This window comes from Clostridium gallinarum, from assembly GCF_014836325.1.
Lineage (GTDB): Bacteria > Bacillota > Clostridia > Clostridiales > Clostridiaceae > Clostridium > Clostridium gallinarum.
Window position 1 is genome coordinate 1 of record NZ_JACSQZ010000018.1, and the last position, 23,702, is coordinate 23,702.

Annotated in this window: 21 protein-coding genes, 2 riboswitches and 1 other annotated feature; of the genes, 4 read left to right on the plus strand and 17 right to left on the minus strand. The window is 28.5% G+C overall.

The features are described 5' to 3' along the window. Positions 1 to 108 precede the first annotated feature (108 nt). A complete protein-coding gene (locus H9660_RS06755) occupies positions 109 to 264 on the minus strand; it encodes a hypothetical protein (RefSeq protein WP_191749607.1) in 156 nt (51 codons plus the stop codon). 95 nt (positions 265 to 359) lie between these two features. Next, positions 360 to 612 (plus strand) — a binding site (T-box leader). Positions 613 to 663: 51 nt separating this feature from the next. Between H9660_RS06755 and asnS the strand changes: the two genes are divergently transcribed. Next, complete coding sequence (asnS, locus tag H9660_RS06760) at positions 664 to 2,058, plus strand: asparagine--tRNA ligase (protein WP_191749608.1); 1,395 nt, start codon at positions 664 to 666, stop codon at positions 2,056 to 2,058. A gap of 36 nt (positions 2,059 to 2,094) precedes the next feature. Here asnS and H9660_RS06765 read toward each other — a convergent pair whose 3' ends face one another. From H9660_RS06765 to xylA, 9 genes are all read right to left on the minus strand, one after another. After that, positions 2,095 to 3,324, minus strand: coding sequence for a chloride channel protein (locus H9660_RS06765; RefSeq protein ID WP_191749609.1), 1,230 nt, complete (start codon positions 3,322 to 3,324; stop codon positions 2,095 to 2,097). Between the two features lie 44 nt (positions 3,325 to 3,368). After that, positions 3,369 to 3,441, minus strand: a riboswitch (Fluoride riboswitch). 91 nt (positions 3,442 to 3,532) lie between these two features. Beyond that, complete coding sequence (locus H9660_RS06770) at positions 3,533 to 3,943, minus strand: hypothetical protein (protein ID WP_191749610.1); 411 nt, start codon at positions 3,941 to 3,943, stop codon at positions 3,533 to 3,535. A 113-nt stretch (positions 3,944 to 4,056) separates the two neighbouring features. Further along, positions 4,057 to 5,511 carry a xylulokinase gene (gene xylB / locus H9660_RS06775; RefSeq protein ID WP_191749611.1) on the minus strand — a complete coding sequence of 485 codons (1,455 nt, stop codon included), beginning with the start codon at positions 5,509 to 5,511 and terminating at the stop codon, positions 4,057 to 4,059. A 57-nt stretch (positions 5,512 to 5,568) separates the two neighbouring features. Continuing rightward, positions 5,569 to 6,045, minus strand: coding sequence for a PTS sugar transporter subunit IIB (locus tag H9660_RS06780; protein WP_066889660.1), 477 nt, complete (start codon positions 6,043 to 6,045; stop codon positions 5,569 to 5,571). A gap of 13 nt (positions 6,046 to 6,058) precedes the next feature. Beyond that, positions 6,059 to 6,865: a PTS system mannose/fructose/sorbose family transporter subunit IID gene (locus H9660_RS06785; protein ID WP_243190614.1), complete on the minus strand. Its 807-nt coding sequence runs from the start codon at positions 6,863 to 6,865 to the stop codon at positions 6,059 to 6,061. After that, positions 6,852 to 7,631, minus strand: a complete 780-nt coding sequence (locus H9660_RS06790; RefSeq protein ID WP_191749612.1) for a PTS mannose/fructose/sorbose/N-acetylgalactosamine transporter subunit IIC — start codon at positions 7,629 to 7,631, stop codon at positions 6,852 to 6,854. The genes H9660_RS06785 and H9660_RS06790 overlap by 14 nt, the downstream gene beginning before the upstream one ends. Positions 7,632 to 7,645: 14 nt before the next feature. Next, positions 7,646 to 8,062 (minus strand): PTS sugar transporter subunit IIA, encoded by a 417-nt coding sequence (locus H9660_RS06795; protein WP_191749613.1) that lies wholly within the window; start codon positions 8,060 to 8,062, stop codon positions 7,646 to 7,648. A 14-nt stretch (positions 8,063 to 8,076) separates the two neighbouring features. Further along, a complete protein-coding gene (locus H9660_RS06800) occupies positions 8,077 to 10,119 on the minus strand; it encodes a glycoside hydrolase family 31 protein (protein ID WP_191749614.1) in 2,043 nt (680 codons plus the stop codon). 14 nt (positions 10,120 to 10,133) lie between these two features. Then, positions 10,134 to 11,441 carry a xylose isomerase gene (gene xylA, locus H9660_RS06805; protein WP_191749615.1) on the minus strand — a complete coding sequence of 436 codons (1,308 nt, stop codon included), beginning with the start codon at positions 11,439 to 11,441 and terminating at the stop codon, positions 10,134 to 10,136. A gap of 197 nt (positions 11,442 to 11,638) precedes the next feature. Between xylA and H9660_RS06810 the strand changes: the two genes are divergently transcribed. Next, positions 11,639 to 12,790, plus strand: a complete 1,152-nt coding sequence (locus H9660_RS06810) for an ROK family protein (RefSeq protein ID WP_191749616.1) — start codon at positions 11,639 to 11,641, stop codon at positions 12,788 to 12,790. A 127-nt stretch (positions 12,791 to 12,917) separates the two neighbouring features. Here the strand turns inward: H9660_RS06810 and H9660_RS06815 are convergent, their stop codons facing one another. Next, a complete protein-coding gene (locus H9660_RS06815) occupies positions 12,918 to 14,393 on the minus strand; it encodes a leucyl aminopeptidase (protein WP_191749617.1) in 1,476 nt (491 codons plus the stop codon). Between the two features lie 562 nt (positions 14,394 to 14,955). On the opposite strand from H9660_RS06815, the gene H9660_RS06820 reads away from it, so the two are divergent. Next, positions 14,956 to 16,896 carry a penicillin-binding transpeptidase domain-containing protein gene (locus H9660_RS06820; protein WP_243190615.1) on the plus strand — a complete coding sequence of 647 codons (1,941 nt, stop codon included), beginning with the start codon at positions 14,956 to 14,958 and terminating at the stop codon, positions 16,894 to 16,896. Positions 16,897 to 17,054: 158 nt separating this feature from the next. On the opposite strand, the gene H9660_RS06825 is transcribed toward H9660_RS06820, so the two are convergent. Then, positions 17,055 to 17,627 (minus strand): xanthine phosphoribosyltransferase, encoded by a 573-nt coding sequence (locus H9660_RS06825; protein WP_191749619.1) that lies wholly within the window; start codon positions 17,625 to 17,627, stop codon positions 17,055 to 17,057. Between the two features lie 81 nt (positions 17,628 to 17,708). Beyond that, positions 17,709 to 17,810: riboswitch (purine riboswitch) on the minus strand. Positions 17,811 to 17,928: 118 nt separating this feature from the next. Between H9660_RS06825 and H9660_RS06830 the strand changes: the two genes are divergently transcribed. Next, on the plus strand, positions 17,929 to 18,354 hold the full coding sequence (locus tag H9660_RS06830; RefSeq protein ID WP_191749620.1) for a ferritin-like domain-containing protein: 426 nt from the start codon (positions 17,929 to 17,931) through the stop codon (positions 18,352 to 18,354). A gap of 10 nt (positions 18,355 to 18,364) precedes the next feature. On the opposite strand, the gene H9660_RS06835 is transcribed toward H9660_RS06830, so the two are convergent. The 5 genes from H9660_RS06835 to H9660_RS06855 all read right to left on the minus strand — a co-directional run bounded on the left by H9660_RS06835 (position 18,365) and on the right by H9660_RS06855 (position 23,678). Continuing rightward, positions 18,365 to 19,024: an HD domain-containing protein gene (locus H9660_RS06835; RefSeq protein ID WP_191749621.1), complete on the minus strand. Its 660-nt coding sequence runs from the start codon at positions 19,022 to 19,024 to the stop codon at positions 18,365 to 18,367. Between the two features lie 183 nt (positions 19,025 to 19,207). Then, complete coding sequence (gene hisS / locus H9660_RS06840; RefSeq protein ID WP_191749622.1) at positions 19,208 to 20,506, minus strand: histidine--tRNA ligase; 1,299 nt, start codon at positions 20,504 to 20,506, stop codon at positions 19,208 to 19,210. Positions 20,507 to 20,848: 342 nt separating this feature from the next. Then, a complete protein-coding gene (locus tag H9660_RS06845; RefSeq protein ID WP_191749623.1) occupies positions 20,849 to 21,742 on the minus strand; it encodes a hypothetical protein in 894 nt (297 codons plus the stop codon). Positions 21,743 to 21,824: 82 nt separating this feature from the next. Next, positions 21,825 to 22,346: an anaerobic ribonucleoside-triphosphate reductase activating protein gene (gene nrdG, locus H9660_RS06850; protein WP_191749624.1), complete on the minus strand. Its 522-nt coding sequence runs from the start codon at positions 22,344 to 22,346 to the stop codon at positions 21,825 to 21,827. 81 nt (positions 22,347 to 22,427) lie between these two features. After that, the gene (locus H9660_RS06855; RefSeq protein WP_191749625.1) at positions 22,428 to 23,678 is read right to left on the minus strand and encodes a CapA family protein; all 1,251 of its coding nucleotides are present in this window, start codon (positions 23,676 to 23,678) and stop codon (positions 22,428 to 22,430) included. Between the last annotated feature and the right edge of the window lie 24 nt (positions 23,679 to 23,702).

The following is a 23,702-nucleotide window of genomic DNA, read 5'->3' on the forward strand; positions in this document are numbered from 1 at the left end:
CTTATTATATTTAATTGATACTTAAATAATCCTCTATATTTTCATATTAACTTTGTAGAGGATTATTTAAATTATAATTTATTCTACATATTATACTTATATATCTTTCTAAATATTTTTTCTAAGGTATTCATCTATTTGGTCGCATACCTTCTCCATAACATCTACTAAATTTTCTTTATATTCTTCTGGATATGTTAATATCATGCTTTTTAGTTTATTTAATTCTATAAATTTTTCTTCTAAGAAATCTTTATTGCTCATTTTATTCCCCCTAATTTATTTCCTTAAATTATCTTATGAATTAAAGTTGCAAATGTTAGTAAATTGATGTAAAATCTTAATAAAATGCATATATTATTATTACTATGACGAGAAGAGTAGCTTTATGGAAGTAGTTTTAGCGAGTAAGGAATGGTGTGAGCCTTATACGAAGCCTTTAGTGAAGAACATCTCTGAGTTTCTAACCGAACAAGTGACTATAATTTTCACTTAAGTAGACTTAGACGGATTCAAACCGTTATACTTTGAATGACATTAATTAGTGTCAGATGAGTGGCTATTTTTATAGCAATTTGGGTGGTACCGCGAAATTATCCTTTCGTCCCTTTTTTAGGGATGAGAGGTTTTTTTATTATACAAAATTAATTAGGAGGAAAGAAAATGAGTAAAGTTGTTTATGTAAAGTCTCTTTACAGAAATCAAGAAGAATACTTATCTAAAGAAGTTAAAGTTTCTGGTTGGATAAGAACATTAAGAGCATCTAATGCTTTTGGATTTATTGAAGTAAATGATGGTACTTTCTTTAAGAATGTGCAAGTTGTTTTTGATAATACAATTGAAAACTTTAAAGAAGTTTCAAAATTACCTATTAGTTCATCAATTACTGTTGTTGGTACTTTAGTTGCTACTCCAGAAGCTAAGCAACCTTTTGAAATTCAAGCTAAGGAAGTTATAATTGAAGGAATGTCTAGCTCAGACTACCCTCTTCAAAAGAAAAGACACACTTTTGAATATTTAAGAACTATAGCTCACTTAAGACCAAGAAGTAACGCATTTTCAGCTGTATTTAGAGTACGTTCAGTAGCTGCATATGCTATACACAAGTTCTTCCAAGAAAGAGGATTTGTTTATACTCATACTCCATTAATAACTGGAAGTGACTGTGAAGGTGCCGGAGAAATGTTTAGAGTAACTACTTTAGACCTACACAATGTTCCAAAAACTGAAGAAGGAGCAATTGACTTTAAAGAAGATTTCTTCGGAAAAGAAAGTAACCTTACAGTATCCGGACAATTAAATGCTGAATGTTACGCTTTAGCATTTAGAAACGTTTATACTTTTGGACCTACTTTCAGAGCTGAAAACTCAAACACAGCAAGACACGCAGCAGAATTCTGGATGATAGAACCTGAAATTGCTTTTGCTGATTTACAAGATGATATGGAATTAGCTGAAGATATGCTTAAATATGTTTTAGAATATGTTTTAGCTGAATGTCCAGAAGAAATGCAATTCTTTAATCAATTTATTGATAAGGGAATCCTAGATAGATTAAACCATGTAGTTTCATCTGACTTTGGAAAGGTAACTTATACTGAAGCAGTTGAAATATTAAAGAAAGCTGATAAGAAATTTGAATATCCAGTTGAATGGGGAATTGACCTTCAAACAGAACATGAAAGATATCTTACTGAAGAACACTTTAAGAAACCAGTTTTCGTAACTGATTATCCAAAAGATATTAAAGCCTTCTATATGAGATTAAATGATGATGGAAAGACAGTTGCTGCAACTGACCTTCTAGTTCCAGGAATCGGAGAACTTATAGGAGGAAGCCAAAGAGAAGAAAGAATTGATATTCTAACTAAGAGAATGGCTGAAATGGGACTTAAGGAAGAAGATTACTGGTGGTATTTAGAGCTTAGAAAATACGGAGAAACTAAGCATGCTGGATTTGGATTAGGATTTGAAAGACTTATTATGTATATTACAGGTATGTCAAATATCAGAGACGTAATTCCATTCCCAAGAACTACAGGACAATCAGAATTTTAATAATGTATAAGGAAGTGTATAACACTTCCTTATACATTATCTATCTATATTTTCTAAAGATATCCCTTTATGCTTTTCTAAATTTTTTAACTTAGGAGTATTAATAATTTGTGCTCCATAAATTCCATTATGACCTATTACATAGTAACTAATAAAAGCTCCAATTATATAATAAGGAACAGCTTCTGATCCAAACAAATTAATTCCTAACATAATAGTTGTAATTGGTGTATTAGTTGCACTTCCAAAAACGCATATCATTCCAATAGCAGCTAATAATGATGGTTCTATATTTGTTAAGTTACCTATAGCACCACCTAAAGAAGCTCCTATATCAAATAAAGGAGTAACTTCTCCACCTTGAAATCCAGCTCCTAAAGTTAATACAGTTAATATTAATTTTTTTATTGGATCTAACATATTTACATCACCTGAAAAACCACTATCAATAAGCCATGTACTTAGTCCCTCAAATTCATATAACTTAAATATTATAATAACTAATAAAACTACACTTGATGATATTATTGCTCTATTTATATTATTTTTTATATTTTTACCGTAAAAGCCTTTAACTAAATGAATACCTTTTGCAAATAGTCTTCCAAAAATTCCAAATAAAATAGAAGATATTATTACTATTAATAATGTATATAAAGAAATATTTGGCACTGATTTTATTATATGCCCTACATGATTTATACCTATTGATTCTGTAACAAAATTAGCTGCATAAGATCCAATAAAACAATATATCATTGCTTCATAACTAAGGTTTCCTATAAAACATACCTCCATACCAAAAAAGGTTCCGGCAAGTGGAGTTCCAAATACTGAGCCAAAAGCAGAACTTATTCCTGCCATAACTAAAATTCTCTTTTCTTTATGTTCTAACTTAAAAATATCACCTATTTTATTAGTTAATGCTCCGCCTATTTGAACTGCTGTACCTTCTCTCCCTGCTGATCCTCCAGATAAATGAGTTAAAACAGTAAAAATAAATGTTAATATAGCCATTCTAAAAGGAACTTTAACCTCCTTTTGTACGCTTTCAATAATTAAGTTATTTCCTCTATTAGATACTTTTCCATATTTTGAATATGTATATGCTGTTAATACTCCAACTATAGGAATTAAAAAAATTAAATAAGGAAAACTGTCTCTTAGTGTTGTAACCAATTCTAATGATTTTAAAAATATTGCTGATATAATTCCCATTATAATTGAAACTATAAAAGTACAAATTATTAATTTAAAATTTCTCATCTTAATCCACCTTTCTAATAAAAAAAGACTATGGCTCTACGATTAAAATCATAGAAGTCATTAGTCTTACTTGACGGTTTAGATTTCTCACGGGAGAACTTCATTCCCAAAAATTCTTTATATCTTATTTAAATATTATAATACTAAAATTTATAAAAATCAATTTACTCGTCTACTTATAATATAATCAAGTGTTTATTTAAAATTTCTATACTGAACTATTTTCTCTAAACCTATATACTATAAATGTTATTATTGATAATACTATTTGAATAATGCTAAGAATAATAAATTCACCTGTCGCTAAATATATATCACCTAATACTCTTATTGATATTAGCAAACTTACTAAAAATATTACTCCCATAATAAATGAAATTTCTATTCCTCTATTTCCCTTAATAAAAGTAAAAACTCCTGCCAATAAATTACCTAATCCATAAAAAATTATTGCAATAATTCCTGGAGTAATCCAGCTTGTAAAAGGAACCCTATCTAACCATTCTGGTGGATACTCTCCATATCTCCCAAGTACCATTCTAAGCCCTTGGTATATTGCACCTAATGCTAGGAACAAATCATAAGTTATTAATACAATTTTCATTTTATTATTTTTCATAATTCTCACCCCTTATACCAATACTAGCACTTATACTAATATTTATCAATATATTTTTATCGTTTATCAATATATAATGTTATAAAAAAAAGCTGAGTTCCCTCAGCTTTATATTATATATTCTTTATACTTTCATACACTCTTCTATAACGTGCATAAATCTCATTATAATTTTCTACTACTTCTTCATTTGGATAATAACATTCTTTTTCTTTTACTATTACTTTTATAGCATCTTCGAAAGAATCAAACCAATTTAAAGAAACTGAAGCTATAATTGCAGCTCCAAGAGAAGGACCTTCTTCTATTTTTAAAGATATTACCTTCTTATTAAATATATTAGCTTGGATTTGAAGCCACTCCTTAGATTTAGCTCCTCCACCTACTGAAATTATTTCTCTATCACTATCATCTTCATAAATACTAAAGCAATCCTTTAATGAGAATGTTATTCCTTCAATTACTGCTCTTGCAAAATGATCTAAATCATGACTCTTATCTATACCTATAAATGTTCCTCTTATTTTACTGTCTGAATAAGGAGTTCTTTCTCCAACTATATATGGAGCAAATAATAACCCATTAGCCCCTTCTTTAACCCTTGAAATACCACTTAACAATTCATTAAAATCTTTATCCTTTGCAAAGGTATTTCTAAACCAACTTAAAGAATCTCCAGCTGAAAGAGTTACCCCCATTGAATAACAGCTATTTGGTAAAACATTATTAAACATATGAAGTTTTCCACCATAATTCTTATACTCTTCTTCATATTTTAAATATACACCTGAAGTTCCTATGCTTAATAAATCTCTATTTTTATTTATTATTCCTGATCCTAAAGCTGAACAAGGATTATCAGAACCAGCTGGGAATATTTTAATACTACCCTTAGCATTTAATTTTTCTTTTAATTCATTATTTAATTCTCCAACACAATCAGTTGAATTATATATCTTTGGATATTTATCTAAATCTAAATCCAATAATTCTGCTATTTCCTTAGACCATTTTCCTGACTTAATGTCTAACATTTGTGTTCCTGCTGCATCTGAAATATCTGTGCAAATATTTCCTGTATATTTAAATACTAAATAATCTTTAGGCAAACAGAACTTTTTAGTCTTTTCCCAATTTTCGGGTTCATTTTCTTTTATCCATAAAACCTTTGGTAATGTAAATCCTTCAAGACTTTTATTTCCAGTAATCTCAATAACTCTTTCTCCAAAGTTATTCATTATATATTGGCATTGCTTAGTTGTTCTTGTATCGTTCCATAGAATACTTCTTCTTATAGGTTTCTTTTCATTATCTAATAACACTAAGCTATGCATTTGACCTGATATACTTATAGCTCTTAATCCATCTCCACCTAAATTATTAGTTATCTTTTCTAAAACTTTAACTGAAGCATTATACCAATCCTCTGGGTCTTGCTCGGAATGTCCATCCCTATTATTGTATAAAGGATAACTTTCTGAATGTTTTAATACTACTTCTCCATTCTTATCTAAAGCTATTCCCTTTATAGAGCCTGTTCCTAAATCTAAACCTATTACATATTCCATAAAATATCCTCCTAATTAATTAATAAATTAGGGAGACTTTATTGCCTCCCTTACCTCTTAAAGATATTCTTTTAAATAAACTAATGGATCTGTAGGAGTCATTATTGCTGTAATTTCTACTCCTCTATCTATTAATTCTTTAAATGCTTCCTTCTCTTCTGGTGTAACACTTATAGATGGTCTTATAACTTCTGTGTTTGATTTAGAAGACATGTTTCCTACATTAATCTTCTTAATATCTAATCCATTTTTCACAAGATAAAGTAAATCTAATGGTGATTTTACAACTATAAACACTTTTTGTCCTTCATATTTCCCTGAAGAAATATTTTTTAATGCTGTTTCTCTAGTTATAATTGATGTGCTTACATTTGATGGAGCTGCCATTCTTAATACCGATTTTTGTAAATCATTATTAGCTACCTCATCATTAATAACCATAATTCTTGTTGCTCCTAAGTTGTTTGTCCACATTGTAGCAACTTGACCGTGTATTAATCTATCATCTATTCTTATATGAATTATACCTTTCATCTCATTATTCCTCCTAAACAAGTACTCCTAGTGTGTGTAAAATTATTGACATTACTATTACTAATAATATTAAATATGTTGGTTTAACTTTTTTACCTAATAAGTAGTACATTAGTCCAACTATAGCCGCTGGAATTAAGCCTGGCATTATTTGATCTAATATACTTTGTCCAGTCATTTCAATTTCACCTTGAATAAAGCTGAAACCTACAGTTGCTCTTATAACTGTAGACATAAGTCCGCCTACAACCATTAATCCTAAAATAGAAGTTGCTTTAGTAATTGATTTCATTTTACTTTCTAAAACATTTACTAACTTAGTTCCTGAAAAATAACCTGCTTTAAATAAAGGGAAACTAAGCATTTTTATAGCAACACTTACAGCTATCCACAAAAATATACCTGCTGGATTTCCTTCTATAGCCATATTGGCAGCTATTGCTCCAAATATAGTCCAAGGAATAACAACACATAAGCTATCTCCTAACCCTGCTAAAGGTCCCATTAAACCACTCTTTATCGAGCTTACTGCATCTGCAGCATTGTTTTTTTCTTTCTCCTCAATAGCTATATTTAAACCAAATACATATGGCGCAACCCATGGATTTGTGTTAAAGAATTGTAAATGTCTTTTAACTGCATTTTGTAATTCATCTGGATCATTTCTATATGTAAACTTTAAAAATGGCAATATTGCATAACAATAAGCTAAAGCTTGCATTTTTTCATAGTTAGATGATACACTGCTTGTAAATATCCATCTTAATAAAACTTTACTACGTATTTTTTTTGGTGTAAGTTCATTATTACTCATCTTCATCCATACCTCCTACTGAAGAAATAACTGTAGCCTCTCTATCATTATCTCTCTTAAATTCAATTAATGCTATAGCTGCTGCTATAAGTGCAACTCCTAATAAGGGAAGTTGTAAATATGTAGTAACTACAAATCCTATTAAAAGATATGAAAAATAATCTTTTGTAGGAAGATTTTTTAGTAGTAAAGCTATACCAACGGCTGGTAAAATTCCCCCAGCTACTTGAAGTCCACCTAATAACCATTCTGGACTTTTGTTTATTAATGCATTTACTAAATCTGGACCAAATATAGTTGCTAATAATATTGGAACTCCTGTAGTGGCACAAGTTAAAGCTACTCCTAGCATTTGCATTCTAGCAATACCATTATATTGTCTCTTATCTGCATAACTTTCAGCTTTGTGAGCTAGCCATACACCAATAGTATTTCTTAATACATCTAATTGAACCATTAATAATGCAACAGGGATACCTATAGTTATTCCAACATTAGGATCTTGTCCTGTAGAAACTGTTATAAATGTAGCAACAACACTTGCTGTTTGATAATCAGGTATTGATGCCCCTCCAAAATTACTTATACCTAGGGACATTAATTGTAATGTTCCACCTATAAATAATCCCGTCTTAACATCACCCATTATTAATCCAACAATAAATCCTGCTGTAACAGGTTGATATGTACCGAACATAGTACTATTTTTTTCATAGTTGATAAAAAAACCATATAAAACAATTAATATTAATTGCCAAGCTTGAACTTCCATCCTCACATCTCCTTTTATTCATCCTCATTGTTACTCGTTTGATTTTTTAATTCTTCTGATAAAATATTTACAACTTTCATATTTTTAATATTCTCAACTTCCTCCGAAACTGAAATACTTAAACTATTTAATAAGGCATCTAGAAAAATTGGTACATTTGCTCCAGCTAATATATCAACTTCTCCTTTTATTAGACCTATATTTTTTGTGCAAACATTAAATGGTGTTCCATGAAATAAATCTACTAATATAAGAACATTAGAATCCTTAATATCATTGAATACTGAAATTACTTTTTTCTCAAAATTATCAATTCCACTTTCATCTAATATTATTGGATACACATTTTCAGTATCTTTTGTGAAAAAATGAATTGTATCTAAAATTCCATTAGCGAAATTTCCATGTGATGCTAAAACTATTTTATACATTTTTATCTCACCTACTATACTAATAAATTTTTAATATATGATCCTTCCTTACAAAATACAGGAATATTATCTAATGGTGCGTCAATAGTAATGAATTGACCGCCTTCATATATCTTTTCTGTATTAATATCAATCCAATTATTTCCATTTGGTAAATAAACCTTTCTTTGTCTATCTCTATAGTACATAATTGGAGCTACAAGTAGTTCTGAACCAAACATATATTGATTATCTACTGTCCAAGCTGTTTCATCTTCCGGATAATCAAAGAATGTAGGTCTCATTATTGGTTCTCCTGATTTATGAGTTTCATTAAATAGCCCTGATATATAGCCCTTTAATTTTTCTCTTATATTTATATACTTAACAAATATCTTTTGAGCTTCCTCACCATATGACCAAATTTCGTTATCTGCACCACTTTCACATTGACCTCCGCCATCTTTTCCAAGAGGTTTTTTATGAGGTTGTCTATCTCCATGCATTCTAAGAATTGGAGAAAATGTTGAATATTGGAACCATCTTATCATTAACTCTCTGAATTCTGGATCATTTATATTTCCACCATGGAATCCTCCTATATCAGTTGTCCACCATGGATTTCCTGCAATACTCATATTTAATCCTGTATTAACTTGATTTCTAAATGCTCCAAAGCTAGAATCTATATCTCCAGACCATACTAAAGTTCCATATTTTTGGCTTCCAGCCCAACAACCTCTAATTAATGTTACAGGAGTTTTATTTTCTTTTACTAATCCGTCATATACAATTTTAGAAAACTCATTAGGATATAAGTTACCTACTTTTAAGTCAGTTCCTAAGTGATATCTATAGTTATCAAAATCATATAATGCATAGCCAGGCTCAGCTACATCAAGCCAGAACATAGATATTCCATTATCATAGTAACTCTTCTTCAATCTTTCCCAAACATAATCTCTTGTTTCAGGGTTAGTTGGATCTATAAATACAGTGTTACTTAATTGCTGCATTGTAATCCTTACTCCCCTATTAACTTTAACTAATAACCCCTTTTCAATAGCTTCATTATAATTCTTAGCATTTTGTGATATTGTTGGCCATACAGAAATCATTGTTTCTATACCCATTTCTTTTAACTCATCTACCATCTTTTGTGGATCCGGCCAATATCTCTTATCAAAATCATAATGTCCTTGCTCTGTCCAATGGAAGAAATCTATTACTAAAACTGATGGTGTAATACCTAGCTCTTTATATTTTTTAGCTACTTCTAAAACTTCTTCTTGTGTTTGATATCTCATCTTACTTTGCCATAATCCTAATAGATTTTCTGGCATTTCAGGGGCTCTACCAACAACACTTGTATAGTTTTCTATTATCTTTTTGGGAGTATCTTCTGATGTTATCCAGTAATCTAAATAATCAGTAGATTTCATAGTCCATTCTGTTATATTTTTTGCAAAATTTACTTCTCCAATACCAGGATTATTCCATAAGAATCCATAATTTTTGTTTGATATATAAAACGGAACTGTTAGCTGGCTATTTCTATGGGCCAATTCTAATTTACAATACTTTAAATCTAAGAATGATTGTTGATATTGACCCATTCCAAATATTTTTTCATTTGGAGCTGACTCAAATCTTTGAGTCAGCTTATAATCTCCATTTAAGGAAGGGATGAACTCTCTAGCTCTTAGCTTTAAAGTACATGAAAACCCAGTAATACTTTTTACACTAACATCTTCGTTACCCATATCATTAGCAACAGCTCTTTCTCTAATATACTCTTCTAATAATATTTCATCCTTAGCATTTTTAAATACTATTCTATTTCTATTAGTTACATATGCTTTGATGTTTCCATTAATAATTTCTGCTTCATTTAAATCTTCAAATATTTTTATATTTGCTTTAGTATTTTCGACCTTTTCTGTTAATGCATTTTCATATTGAGGAATATCTCCATAAGGTGTTGATCTAACCCTAAAACTATTTTTTCCCCATGGCTCTATACACAATATTTCATTATCATATTTGCGAAAAAGCTTATTATCGGTAGTGTAGAACATTAAATCCCCCCCCCTTAATAAATATAGTCATTAAGCTTAGATTTTACATATTCAATATGTGATGATTGGTTGTTAACTTCTTTTATTGATAATGCATAGCTAGTTAGTGACTCTAAGTCTGCTTCATTATTTAATAAATTATTTCCTAAATCGCTCTTATAAGATGAATATCTTTCCTTTTTGATGTTATCTAAATATTCACTTTCAATTATTCTTGCTGCTGCCTTTAATCCTCTTGCATAAGTATCCATTCCTGCTATATGGGATATAAACAGATCTTCTTGTTCAAAAGAACTTCTTCTAACCTTAGCATCAAAGTTTATACCTCCATCATGTAATCCACCATTTTTTAAGATTTCTATCATAACTAATGTAGTATCATAAAGATTAGTTGGGAATTCATCAGTATCCCATCCTAGTAGTGAATCTCCTTGGTTTGCATCTATTGAACCTAACGCATTATAGTTTCTTGCTATATTTAACTCATGTTCAAAAGTATGTCCAGCTAACATTGCATGATTTGCTTCTATATTTAATTTAAAATCTTCCATTAAATCATATCTTTGAAGAAATGCTAATGTTGTTGCAGAGTCAAAATCATATTGATGTGTCATTGGCTCTTTTGGCTTAGGTTCTATTAAGAAAGTTAATTTATGATTAATCTTCTTAGTATAAGCTACTGCCATTTTATATAGTCTTGCTATATTTTCTTCTTCAAACTTAATATCTGTATTTAAGAAACTTTCATAACCTTCTCTTCCACCCCAAAATACAAAGTTCTTACCACCAAGTTTTTTACTTATATCTATTCCTTTTTTAACTTGAGCTGCTGAAATTGCATAAACATCTAAGTTAGGGCTTGAAGCTGCTCCGTTAACATATATTGGATTAGAATGTCTATCTGCTGTATTCCATAAAAGCTTAATTCCTGTCTTGTCCATCTTTTCTTTAATATAATCAGTTACAACATCTAAATTGCTGAAAAATTCTTCTAAGCTATTTCCAAAAGGAGCTATATCCATATCATGGAAACAAAAATATTCAACACCTAATTTTTCAAAAAACTCAAAAGCTGCATCTACCTTATTCATAGCAGTTTTCATAGGATCTTCTGTATTCCAATTTCTAATATTTGTTGCCTTTCCAAAAGGATCTGATCCATCTTGATTAAATGTATGCCAATAAGCAACTGCAAATTTAAGATGTTCCTTCATAGGTTTTCCCATTACTATTTCTTCTGGATTGTAATGATGGAAGGCAAACATATTATTACTGTTTGGTCCCTCATATTTTATTTTTTGTATGTTACTAAAGTATTCCATATATACACCTCTTTTAATTAGTTAGTTTTCCTATCTAACTCAATAATACACCCTACTTTTTCCAATGTCAATGTTTACATTTGAAATTTTTTAAAAATTTTAAAAACTCATTTTTATTCTAAATTTTATTTTATTTTTTGAACTTTTTTCTATGCTATGATATATTATTCTAATAATACATAAACAAGGAGTTTAAAATGGATAATAACAAATTTAATATAAGAAAATTTAATATAGTTCAAATATTAACTCTTCTTTTTAAGAAACCTAATATTTCTAGAATAGATATTTCTAAACTAATAAATCTTAATAAAGCTAGCGTCTCTGAAATAATAGCTCTTTTAATAGAAAAAAATTTAGTTAGTGAAATTGGTACCGGAGTAAGTGGAACTAGCGGTGGAAGAAAGCCTATTTTACTTAAAATTAATGAAAAAGCCGGTTGTAGTTTAGGTATTGATTTAGGTATTGATTATGTTAGTTTTTTACTTACTGATTTAAATAAAAATGTATTATTTTATGATTACTATGAAGAAATAATCAACAAAAATAATGTGGTTGAAATTATTGTAAAAGTAATAACTTCACTAGAAAGTATCTTTAAAGACTATGAATATGGATTAATAGGTGCTACATTAGCAGTTCATGGTAGAGTTTTTAATAATAAAATCCAATTTACTCCCTATTATGACCTAGATGAAATAGACTTAATAAAACAATTATCTTCATTTATTCTAGATGTTAATTTTTATTTAGAAAACGAATCTAACCTAGCAGCTATTGGAGAATTTGAAAATTCAATAAATCCACTAAATAATGCAGTAGTTATAAATATTCATTCTGGTATAGGATCTGGTATAATAATTAATGGTAAATTATATACTGGTTTTGAAGGAAGAGCAGGGGAAATAGGGCATATAGTACTTATTCCAAACGGAAAAGATTGTCCCTGTGGAAATAAAGGGTGCTTTGAACAATACTGTTCAATTCCTGCTTTATTAGATGATTTTAATAGTAAATCCGATTTAAAAATTCGTACAATAAAAGAACTTTGCGATTTATACAATTCTAATAATAAAAATGCTATTGACTCATTAACAAAAAATATAGAATTTATGTCAATAGGAATATCAAATATATTTAATTTATTTGCAGCTGATAATATATTTATTCATAGTGAAATAACTAATTATATGCCTGATTACTTAAAATTAATTAATAATAAAATAGATACCATATTTTCAAAATCAATTACCATTCTTCCAAACAAATTAGATAGTAAATCTAACTTATATGGTGGAATTAATAAATGTATATATAACTTTTTTAATGAAATTCCTGATAAATTATAAAAGGAGTTATTGCATAACGAATAAAAATTCGTTAGCTATAACTCCTTATTAAAAACCTATAATTCTCCAAACTACTCAAAGTAGTTTTCACCTTAATTCCACATTATTAGTTATTCATTTTACATTATTATTTGCTTCTTCTCTTTGCTAGTTCATATAGTGTGTGAACTGGAGCTCCTGTTCCACCCTTAACTCCTAAATCGCTATTTTTAGAAGTCCAAGCTGTTCCAGCTATGTCTAAGTGTAACCATGGTTTATCTTGAACGAAAGCTTCTATGAATAATCCAGCAGTTATTGTTCCTGCAAATCTTCCACCACTATTCTTTAAATCTGCTATATCAGATTTAATTAACTTTTTATAATCATCAAAAGCAGGTAATTGCCACATCTTATCTCCAGTATATTCTGAAGCTGATTTTAATTCTTCAAAGAAGTTTTGATTATTTGTAACTACTGCTGTAGTTGTTTCACCTAGTGCAACTAATGCTGCTCCTGTTAATGTTGCTAAATCTATAACTTCATTAACTTTTTCTTCTGTTATAATATAGTGAACAGCATCTACTAAAGTTAATCTACCTTCAGCATCTGTATTAACAACTTCTATAGTTTTACCCGCCATAGTTCCTATTACTTCACCTGGCTTATATGCTTCTCCAGAAATTAAGTTTTCACAAGCTGCAACAACTGCAATTACATTAAGCTTTAATCCTCTTTTAGCAATTATAGACATTGCTCCTATAACTGAAGCTGCTCCACCCATATCTGATTTCATATCTAACATACTGTCAGTTGGTTTAATTGAATATCCACCTGAATCATAAGTTAATCCCTTACCTACTAGTCCAAGAACATTATCTTTGTTATCCTTGTCCCCAAAGTATCTCATAACTATAAGCTTAGGTTCTTTTGAAGATCCCTTTGCAACATTATAAAATGCTTCCATTTTTAAAGCTTTTATTTTATCAACACCATGAACTTCTACTTCAAATCCACTTTCTTTCCCCACTTTAATCGCTTCTTCTGCTAAAGTTTCTGGATAAATAACATTTGATGGCTCATTAACTAAGTTTCTTGCTATAATTATTCCCTTAGCTACTTCAACACCTTCATTTATAGCTTCTTCTATTTCCTTTGTAGCTTCTTTTATTCCACATCTAGAAATTGAAATATTTAATTCCTTTTCTTCCATTTCAGAAGTCTTATACTTATTGAATGTATAACTAGCTAATTCTGCTGATGTTGCCATAGTCTTAATTAACTCTTCAAGATTTATTTTTTCTGTATGAGGAACTCTTAAGAATATGTTTTTAAGACCTAAAGCCTTAACCTTCTTAACTCCCTTTCCAGTTGCTTCTCTAACATTATCTAAAGTTAGATTTTCTTCTTTTCCTAGTCCAACTAAAACTACTGTTTGAATAGTATTATCTAAAGCTCTTGTGAATCTATATATTTCCCCGTTCTTTCCTTTAAATAATTCTCTTTCTTCCGCAAATTTTATGTTTTTGTTTAACTCTTCATTTGATACTGCTAAATTATCTTCTAATAAATATATAACTAGAGCATCTGCTGTTGAACAAGTTAAATTTCTATAATTTATGCTCATTTAACCACCTCTTTATAAACATCTTTTTACTTATGATACCACTATTAGAAAATCTATTCAATGGATAATTATTATTATTTAAAATACTTAGAAAATTTTTTATTTTTATTTGTATAAAAAACTTAAAACTGTAAATACTATTTAATGTAGATACAAAACCTGTTTATACAGGTCCCATCCCCCATTTATTTATAAAGCGCTTCGGCGCTTTTTTATTTTAGAAAATTATATCTATGGACAAGTTATGGATAATTTTATTAGAGTAGTAAAATTCGTAGTGTAAGAAATATGGCTTTTATAATTTCCTTCCTTCAGTTTGGAAGTGTTAAAGTATCATAGCAAGGTGACTTGGAGCTGTAAGGCGGAACCTGGATATGATACTTTAACACTTTTTTATTTTAGAAAATTATGTAAAATATCTATATTAATGGTATAATTTAAAATATTAAATATTTATTTAAGGAGATGATGTAAATTTATGAAATTAAAAAAATACTTGAAGCTAACTCTATTATTAGTTTTACCCTTAACATTCATGCTTATATCTAAAGGCTGCTCAAGTATGAATAAAGTTGAAAAAACTTTTAATACTTTTATTGAAAAATGGGCTACTGGCGATTATTCTGGTATGTACTCCATGCTAACTAATGAATCTAAAGAATATATATCAGAAGAAGATTTTATATCTAGATATACAAATATATTTTCTGCAATAAACGCTAATAATCTTTCCTTTGAGGTTAATGGTGAAAAAGTTAAAGAAGATGATACTATAACTATACCATTTACTCTTAATATGAATTCAATTACTGGTGACCTTAATCTTACAGATTATAAATTATCATTAATTAAAGAAGATAAGGATTATAAGATAAAATGGGATGAAAGCTTAATTTTCCCTAATATGATTAAGGATGATAAGGTTAGAGTTACAACAACTCAAGCTAAAAGAGGAAGTATTTTAGATAAAGATGGACAAGTATTAGCTAGTGATGGTGAAATAAGTACAGTTGGTATTTATCCTGCTAATTTTAATGAGTCTAATATAGAAGCTAAAATCACTGAAATTGCTAATGTTTTAGATATAAGTGAAGATAATATTACTTCTAAACTTAATGCTAATACAAATCCTGAACATTTCATTCCCTTAGTAGATATTTTAAATACTGATCCAAAGTTAGATTCACTTAAAAATAGAGATTCAGACGGAATTTTAATAAAATCTAAAATGGGAAGAATATATACTGGTGGAGAAGCTTTTGGAAGATTAATAGGATATATAGGTAATATTACTGCTGAAGAATTAGAAACCTTTAAAGATAAAGGATATAACGATACTAGCCTTATAGGAAAAGCTGGCTTAGAACAAGTATATGAAGATACTTTAAGAGGTGAGGATGCTGCTGAAATATATCTAGAACGTGGAATGGAAAAGATAACTATAGCTAGTAAAGAAGTTAAAGATGGTAGTGATATAACTTTATCTATAGATTCAGATTTACAAAAAAAGATTTATATCGAAATGAACGGAGAAAAAGGAGCTGCTACAGCTATTAACCCTAAAACTGGTGAAGTTCTTGCAATGGTAAGTGCTCCTTCATATGATTCAAACACATTTACTACTTATATAAGTAAAACTCAACAAGCTAAATGGGAGGAAAATAATCATACAGATGAAATAAATAGATTTAACAAAACTTATTCTCCTGGATCTACTTTAAAATTCTTAACATCTGTTATAGGACTTGAAAATGGTGTTATAGATCCAAATGAGGCTAAAGATATTGAAGGTTTAGCTTGGCAAAAAGATAGTACATGGGGAGATTATAAAATAACTAGAGTTATCGATCCTGGTAAATCTGTAACTTTAAAAGATGCTGCCAATTACTCAGACAATATTTATTATGCTCAAGTTGCTTTAGACCTTGGAAGTGAAAAACTTATTAACGGTTTAAAAAGCTTTGGTATAGGTGAAGAATTAAAATTTGAATATCCTATGGAAACTACTCAAATTTCAAATGATGGAGAATTAAATAGAGACATTTTACTTGCAGATACAGGATATGGACAAGGAGAAATTATGGTTACTCCACTTCATGTAGCTTTATTTTATAGTACATTAGCAAATCAAGGTAATATAATGCAACCTCGCTTAGTTGTTAGTGAAAATTCTACTGCATCTGTATGGAAAGAAAACTTAATATCAAAAGATAATTTACCAATTTTAATTGATACATTTACTGCTTTAATTAATGATGCTGGAGCGACTCTTGCAGATGGGGCTGTTCCTGGACATAGAGTTGCTGGAAAATCTGGTTCCGCTGAAATAAAAGCATCTCAAGATGATACAAATGGAACTGAAAATGGATGGTTTGCTTCTGTTGATCCAGACTCTTCTAAAATATCAATTGCTATGATAATTGAAGATGTAAAAGGAAGGGGCGGTAGTCACGTTACTATCCCTAAAGTTAAAAATGTTATGGAATATTACCTAAATAGATAATCATTATATTCCTTGTTCCGTCCCATACGCTTCAAGTCACTGTCATACAATGTTTATGTATTTTACACACTGAAGGTAATAATTCCTCATTCCTCGGAATTATTAATTAAAAAAGGAATTCAGCATCTTACTGAATTCCTTTTTTCTATGTATACTTTTTACTTTATTACAGCTTTTCCATCTTCAAACTTTTCTATAATTGCTAAAGATTCAACTCTAACTCCCATTTCTTCAAGAATACTTCTTCCTTCTTGGAAGCCCTTTTCTATTACTATTCCAATTCCAACTAAATTAGCCTTTGCTTGATTTAATATATCAATTAATCCTTTAGTTGCACAACCCTTAGCTAAGAAATCATCTATTACTAATATATTTTCACCTTCATTTAAAAATTGTTTACCAACTCTAACTTTATATGTTTTATTCTTAGTAAATGAATGAACATCTGCTTCATATACTTCTTTATCTAAATTTAAGCTCTCTGTCTTTTTTGCAAAAACAACTGGTACATAATCAAAATATTGTGAAGCAACAGCAGCTATTCCAATACCTGAAGCTTCTATTGTTAGTATCTTATCTATTTTTTCGCCTTCAAATCTTCTTCTAAATTCTTTTCCTACTTCATTTAAAAATTTAACATCCATTTGATGATTTAAAAAAGAATCAACCTTTAAAATATTTCCTTCTCTAACTTTTCCATTGTTCATTATCATATCTTTTAATAATTCCATGTGCTTTCTCCTTTACTACTTAGTAATATAGTATTCTAACCGCTTGTCCTGCTTGTTTAGCAATAAAGCCAAGAAAAACATCATGGCAATACTTTTCTTCGTAGTTAGGATATTTACGGTTTCCTAGTAGAGACACTTGAACCTTATTTTCAAGCATATACGAATACTATAATATTCTTTTTGATAATTATAATATTTATGGCTAAATATTACAAGTTATTAAATTTAAAATTATTTTATCAATTTATCTTTTATTATTGGTTACACTACTTTAAGAGCAAACTTTTTAGGAGGATATTTTATGAATGATTTAAATTTTTCTTTAGTAAATGAATTAGGTATTGCAAAAAATAATGAAGAATTAAAAAGTAGTTTAGATGGACAGTTCAATGGTGAAACTGCTGAAGTGGGACTTTACCTTGCTATGGCTAGAGTAGCTCAACGTGCTGGATATCCTGAAGTTGCTGAAGTATTAAAGGTAATATCATGGGAAGAAGCAGAACATGCAGCACAATATGCTGAATTAACAGGTAAAATTTCTGATTGTACAAAAACTAATATTACAAAAATGATTAATGGTGAGCTTGGATCTAATAGATTAAAGGCTGAATTAGCTGCTAAAGCTAAGGCTGCTAATATTGAAGAATTATATACATTTATAGATCATGCAGCTAGAGATGAAGCAAGACACGCTTCTATGTTAAAAGGATTACTAGATCGCCTTTAATATAAAAGATTTATAAAAATAAGTTCCATTCATCATCATTAAATAATACTTGTGTATTTAACTTCATCTTACTAGAAAAAGCTATTATAGCTTTAAATACTTTTTTAATGAAATAGAAGTCTTCTAATTCGCTTTTATTAATCTTCTCATCACAAATAAATTGTATTTTTAAATTTTTATTATTAATCTCTACTAATATATCTTTAATATATTGTAACTCTCTCATTCCCTTTACATTATATCCTTCTTTTGCTACTCTAGTGTATTTTATATCTAATTTATCACTTAAAATTAATGTTAATGCAATAATATTATCACTATCAAATCCATCACTATGAATCTTTATTGCCTCTAAGACTAAATCTTCATTTTCTAATATAATATTATTATCTGAAATATACTTCTTAGCAAAATTATAACTTCTATTTGCATGATTCTTCTTACCTTCAATTGCTCCAGTATCATGTAAAATTGCAGCTATCTTTGCTTCTTCTATAAAACTATCTTCATAACCTAATTGCTTTAACAAAGATTCAACTAATTTCGCAACATTCTTAACATGCGCTAGGTTATGATGTGCCCATCCTTTATCTAAATCCTCAAATTCAGATATTTTATTATATATCTCAATTATTTCTTTATCATTTTCTATTTTATTAAAATTATTCATTTAATTCTCCTTAGTAAAATTCTATATAAGTTTTATTGATTTTTTCTTTTGTAACATATTAGTTTAAATCCAATAGCTCTAAAACTAAATAAACGCTCTTAGAAAGCAGATATCAAACTCATATATTTTGATATCCGATTTTATTTTAAGGATTCCTTAATGCTTACTTATACCGAGCTTTTCTTATAATATTTCTATACTATCTATAATTATCTCATCCCCTGAAAGCATATTTTTTATTTTAACTTTTTTACTCTTAACCTCCTCTTCTCCAATTAAGATAACATTCCTAACATCTATTTTATTAGCATAACTTAATTTTTTCTTTAAAGAATTTTCTTCAAAATATATAGTGCAACTTAAACCTTTATTCTCTAATGCTCTCATTACCTCACAACTATATTCCATTGTATCTCCTATTGGTATTATTAAATAATCTAATCTTTTATCAATTTTATATTTTTCTATAAATCCAATTTCCTTTAAAACAAAAAACAATCTAGTTAATCCTATTGATATCCCAACACCAGGTAATATATTAGTTGTATAGTTTTCAGCTAAATTATCATATCTTCCTCCTGAACAAATGGATCCATAACTTTCATTTCCTGATAATATAGTTTCAAAAACAGTTCCTGTATAATAATCTAATCCTCTTATAATCTTTAAGTTTATTTCAAACTCTTGTTCCTCTACCCCTAGCATTAATAATGTAGAATATATCTTATTTAATTCTTCAATTCCTTCAATAAAATACTTATCTTTTAAATTAAGCTTTATAATATTCTCCATTATTTGCTTATTCGTACCTTTTATATCTAATACTCTATTTAAATACTTACTTTTTTCAGCACCAATAATTTTTTCTAATTCACATAAAAATAATTCTTTCCCTATCTTTTCATATTTATCTATTAATATCATAACCTTATTAACATTGGCTATCTGTAATTCATTTAATATTCCTTTTAATATCTTTCTATTGCTTATTTGAAACCTATAATCCTTTAACCCTATTGATTTAAAGGCTTTTGAAGCTAAACTTATAACTAATGCATCATTATTTATACTCAACTTATCCTTTCCAATAATATCTACATCACATTGATAAAACTCTCTATATCTGCCTCTCTGATTTCTTTCTCCTCTATATACCTTACCTATCTGATATCTTTTAAATGGAAAAGTCATATCATTATAATATTGAGCAACATATCTAGCAAAAGGAACTGTTAAATCAAATCTTAGTGCTAAGTTATTTTTGCCTTTCTCAAAACTATATACTTGCTTTTCTGTTTCACCTCCTGTTTTTGCTAGTAATACCTCCGCCTTTTCTATAATTGGAGTATCTATTGCTAAACATCCATTATCCTCATATACCTTAGTTATTTTTGATACTATATCATTAAATATTCTTTGTTCCTTTGGTAATAGTTCCATAAATCCTGGTAAAATAGTTGGTTTTATTACATTCCTTTTCATTTCAATCCTCCTATAATTCTTTTTAAAACAACAAAAGCCATGTAGGCTAATATCCTACATGGCTAAAATAAATTATGATTACACTTAATTTATCATTACCAGAGATACAAGCCTAACATCAATAGACTTGTATCTGCATTTAAACAGACCAAGTCTCTAGTAATGATGATGTATTAAATTTATTTTAATAATACCAAGCATATTCATAACTTCCTCCTAAAATTTATTACTAAAATTATACATATTATATTTAAAATTGTCAATTTTATTATTTTGAGTTTCTTTAGTATGATAACTACGTTAGTTGTACATTTACCCCCTTTAGTTATTAGGGTTTTCATATTACATAAAATTCTTACTTACTATCTTTGCTTCTATAACTTTCTTAGATAGTCCTCCATGGATAATCTTAATAACATCATTTTCATTATACTTACAATAATCATACACTCTAAATTTAACTTCTCTTTCATTAAAAAAATCAGTAGCATATACTTCGTAAGATGTCCTTCTTGGTCTACTTGATTCTTTCATTACAATACCTGTGCATATTCCTTCAGTCTCTGTATATAATCCTAAAATAGCATCTATAAGATATAAGAAATCTGAAATAGAAAACATACAAATAATAATCATAATAGGTATCGCTATTAAATCAATATCACCAAATAATGGTAATATAAATATTAATCCAATTAAGTTAATATGTTTAATTCTCTCAGTAAATCTTACTGAGACATGAGGTGTTATCATTGGTTTAATTCTCCACAATAAGCTAATATCCTCATAAGAAGGTTTATTATGAAATTCTCTCCAATTTTTTTGAGTCTTAGAAAGTATACTCCCTATTTTTATTCTCCTTTTGAACATATAGAAATTTATATATCCAATATACATAATTAATGCTGAAACCATTATACTAACGTTTCTCACAATAAAAATTGTAAATATTATATATCCAATAAAAACTATATTTAATAGCTTCATACCATACATTTTCTTATTAATAACTTTTATTTCATCATCTGATAGCTTCCTATCCTTAGTAAAAAAATTAACTATACAACAAAAAAGTAGTGTAAATAAAGTAAACCCATTAAACTCATTAATTATTTCTATTACTTCATACGACTTTCCACTTATAAAATATATAGCATTAGTTGAAATATTTATTACTATTGGAAATATAGCGAAAAATATATAACTCTCAATGCCCCTATTTTCAGACCACATCATTATTCCCCCTTGTGAGCTTACTAAAACTAATATATTTCAAATTATATAATTATTTATATTCTCAAAATATCTGTTCCACTCTCTATAAATCTAAAAGTATTATACTTTCAGATTCTAAACTCTCTTTAACATTTATAATTCTTTGGTTGCTTGAACCTCTAAACTTTAATCCTTCTTCTTTTTTATCTTCTTCAAATTTACCATCTACAAGAACATCAATATTATTTATAAGTTCTCTCCAGCCTATTCTTTTATCTAAATTTTCTATAATATATTCAAACTTATATCCTGTATAACACCATATATTAAAATCTCTATCTTTAATTTTATTATTTAATTCTTTAGCTATATATGAAAATTTATCTGCTTGTTCTAGTGGATCTCCTCCACTAAAGGTTACTCCCTTTACAAATGGATTATTTGTAACTCCTTCTATTAATTCATCCATATCTTTTTCTTCACCTAGTTCAAAGCTATGTGTTTCAGTATTAAAACACCCTTTGCAATTATGATTACAACCTTGGGAGAAGAATACTCTTCTCACTCCTGGTCCGTTCACTAAACTCTCATATGCTATTCCCGCTAATCTAATTGTTTTTTTCAATTATTCCATCCCCTTTTAATCTTAATCCAAATTTCTACGTATAGATTCTTTTTCAAAACTAACTTTATACTAATAAATTAATTACTCTTTTATCTTTATTTTATCACTAAAGGATTCAATTATTTCCTTACTTCTATTTAAAGATTCTACAACTCTACTTTTTCCCTCTTCTGTTAAGTATTCTGCATCATTTATAGTTGCTGGTACAACTTCATAAAATAGCTTGTCATCTTTTCCATACCAATTTACCCAAGTTGGCATATATGTTGGATATTCTACTTTTATTTCTCCAGTATCTTCATTTTTATTTATTTTTACAAAAACTATTACTCCATCTTCTGTATAAGGATTTTCTATTCTTTCAGTTCTTTGACTTGATAAAAAGTTTCCCATTGAATAAATAACAGGAACTTCTTTTAATCCATCCTCTGTTTTTATAATATCTATAGGCTGTAATGAGTGAGGATGTGTTGCAAAAATTATATCCACTCCATTATTGGCTAAAAACTTAGCTATTTCTATTTGAGTTTCATTTGGCTCTAACTCATACTCTTCTCCCCAGTGCATATAAAATATTATAGTTTCTGCACCTTCAGCCTTCATTTTATCTATTTGTTCCTTCATATTTTGAAAATCTTCTTCTAGAGTATCATCTCTAAATGTGTTCATTAAAGGAAAAACTTCACTTGAAATTGGAATTCCATTTAATCCTTTAACTCCTCCTTCACAAGTCATAGTATAACTATAGGATGTAATCCCTACCTTTATCCCCTTAACATCCTTTATTATATATCTGTCTTGATCTTCTGAACCTCTAGTTCCAATTACATCAAATTCCTTATCTTCTAATACTTCTCTAGTTCTATAAAATCCTTTAACATCTCTATCTAAGGAATGATTATTCATATTATTAACAACATCTATTCCTGCCCATTTCATAGCATCTGCTAATTCATCAGGTGCATTAAAGCTTGGATATCCTGAAAAACCATAATTATCTTCTCCTGCTAATGTTCCCTCCAAATTTGCTATAGTTAAATCAACATTACTTAAATAATCTTTTACATATTGAAGAGTATTTTTAAAATCATAGCTATAACTTTCTTTATCATATTGTGTTTCTAATATTTCTACATGAATTAGAATATCTCCTATAGCAGCTATTTCTATACTATTTATATTCTCTTCTTTATCTGTATTTTCTTCTTCCACTGCATCACTTAATGTAGTCTTATCACTATTCTCTTTTAAGTTTTTTAACTTATTAATTGAAAATAACCCTATTCCAAATAACACAAAAATAACCAATACAACACTTAATCTTTTTCTCATAATTATTCCTTTCCAACTAAATTT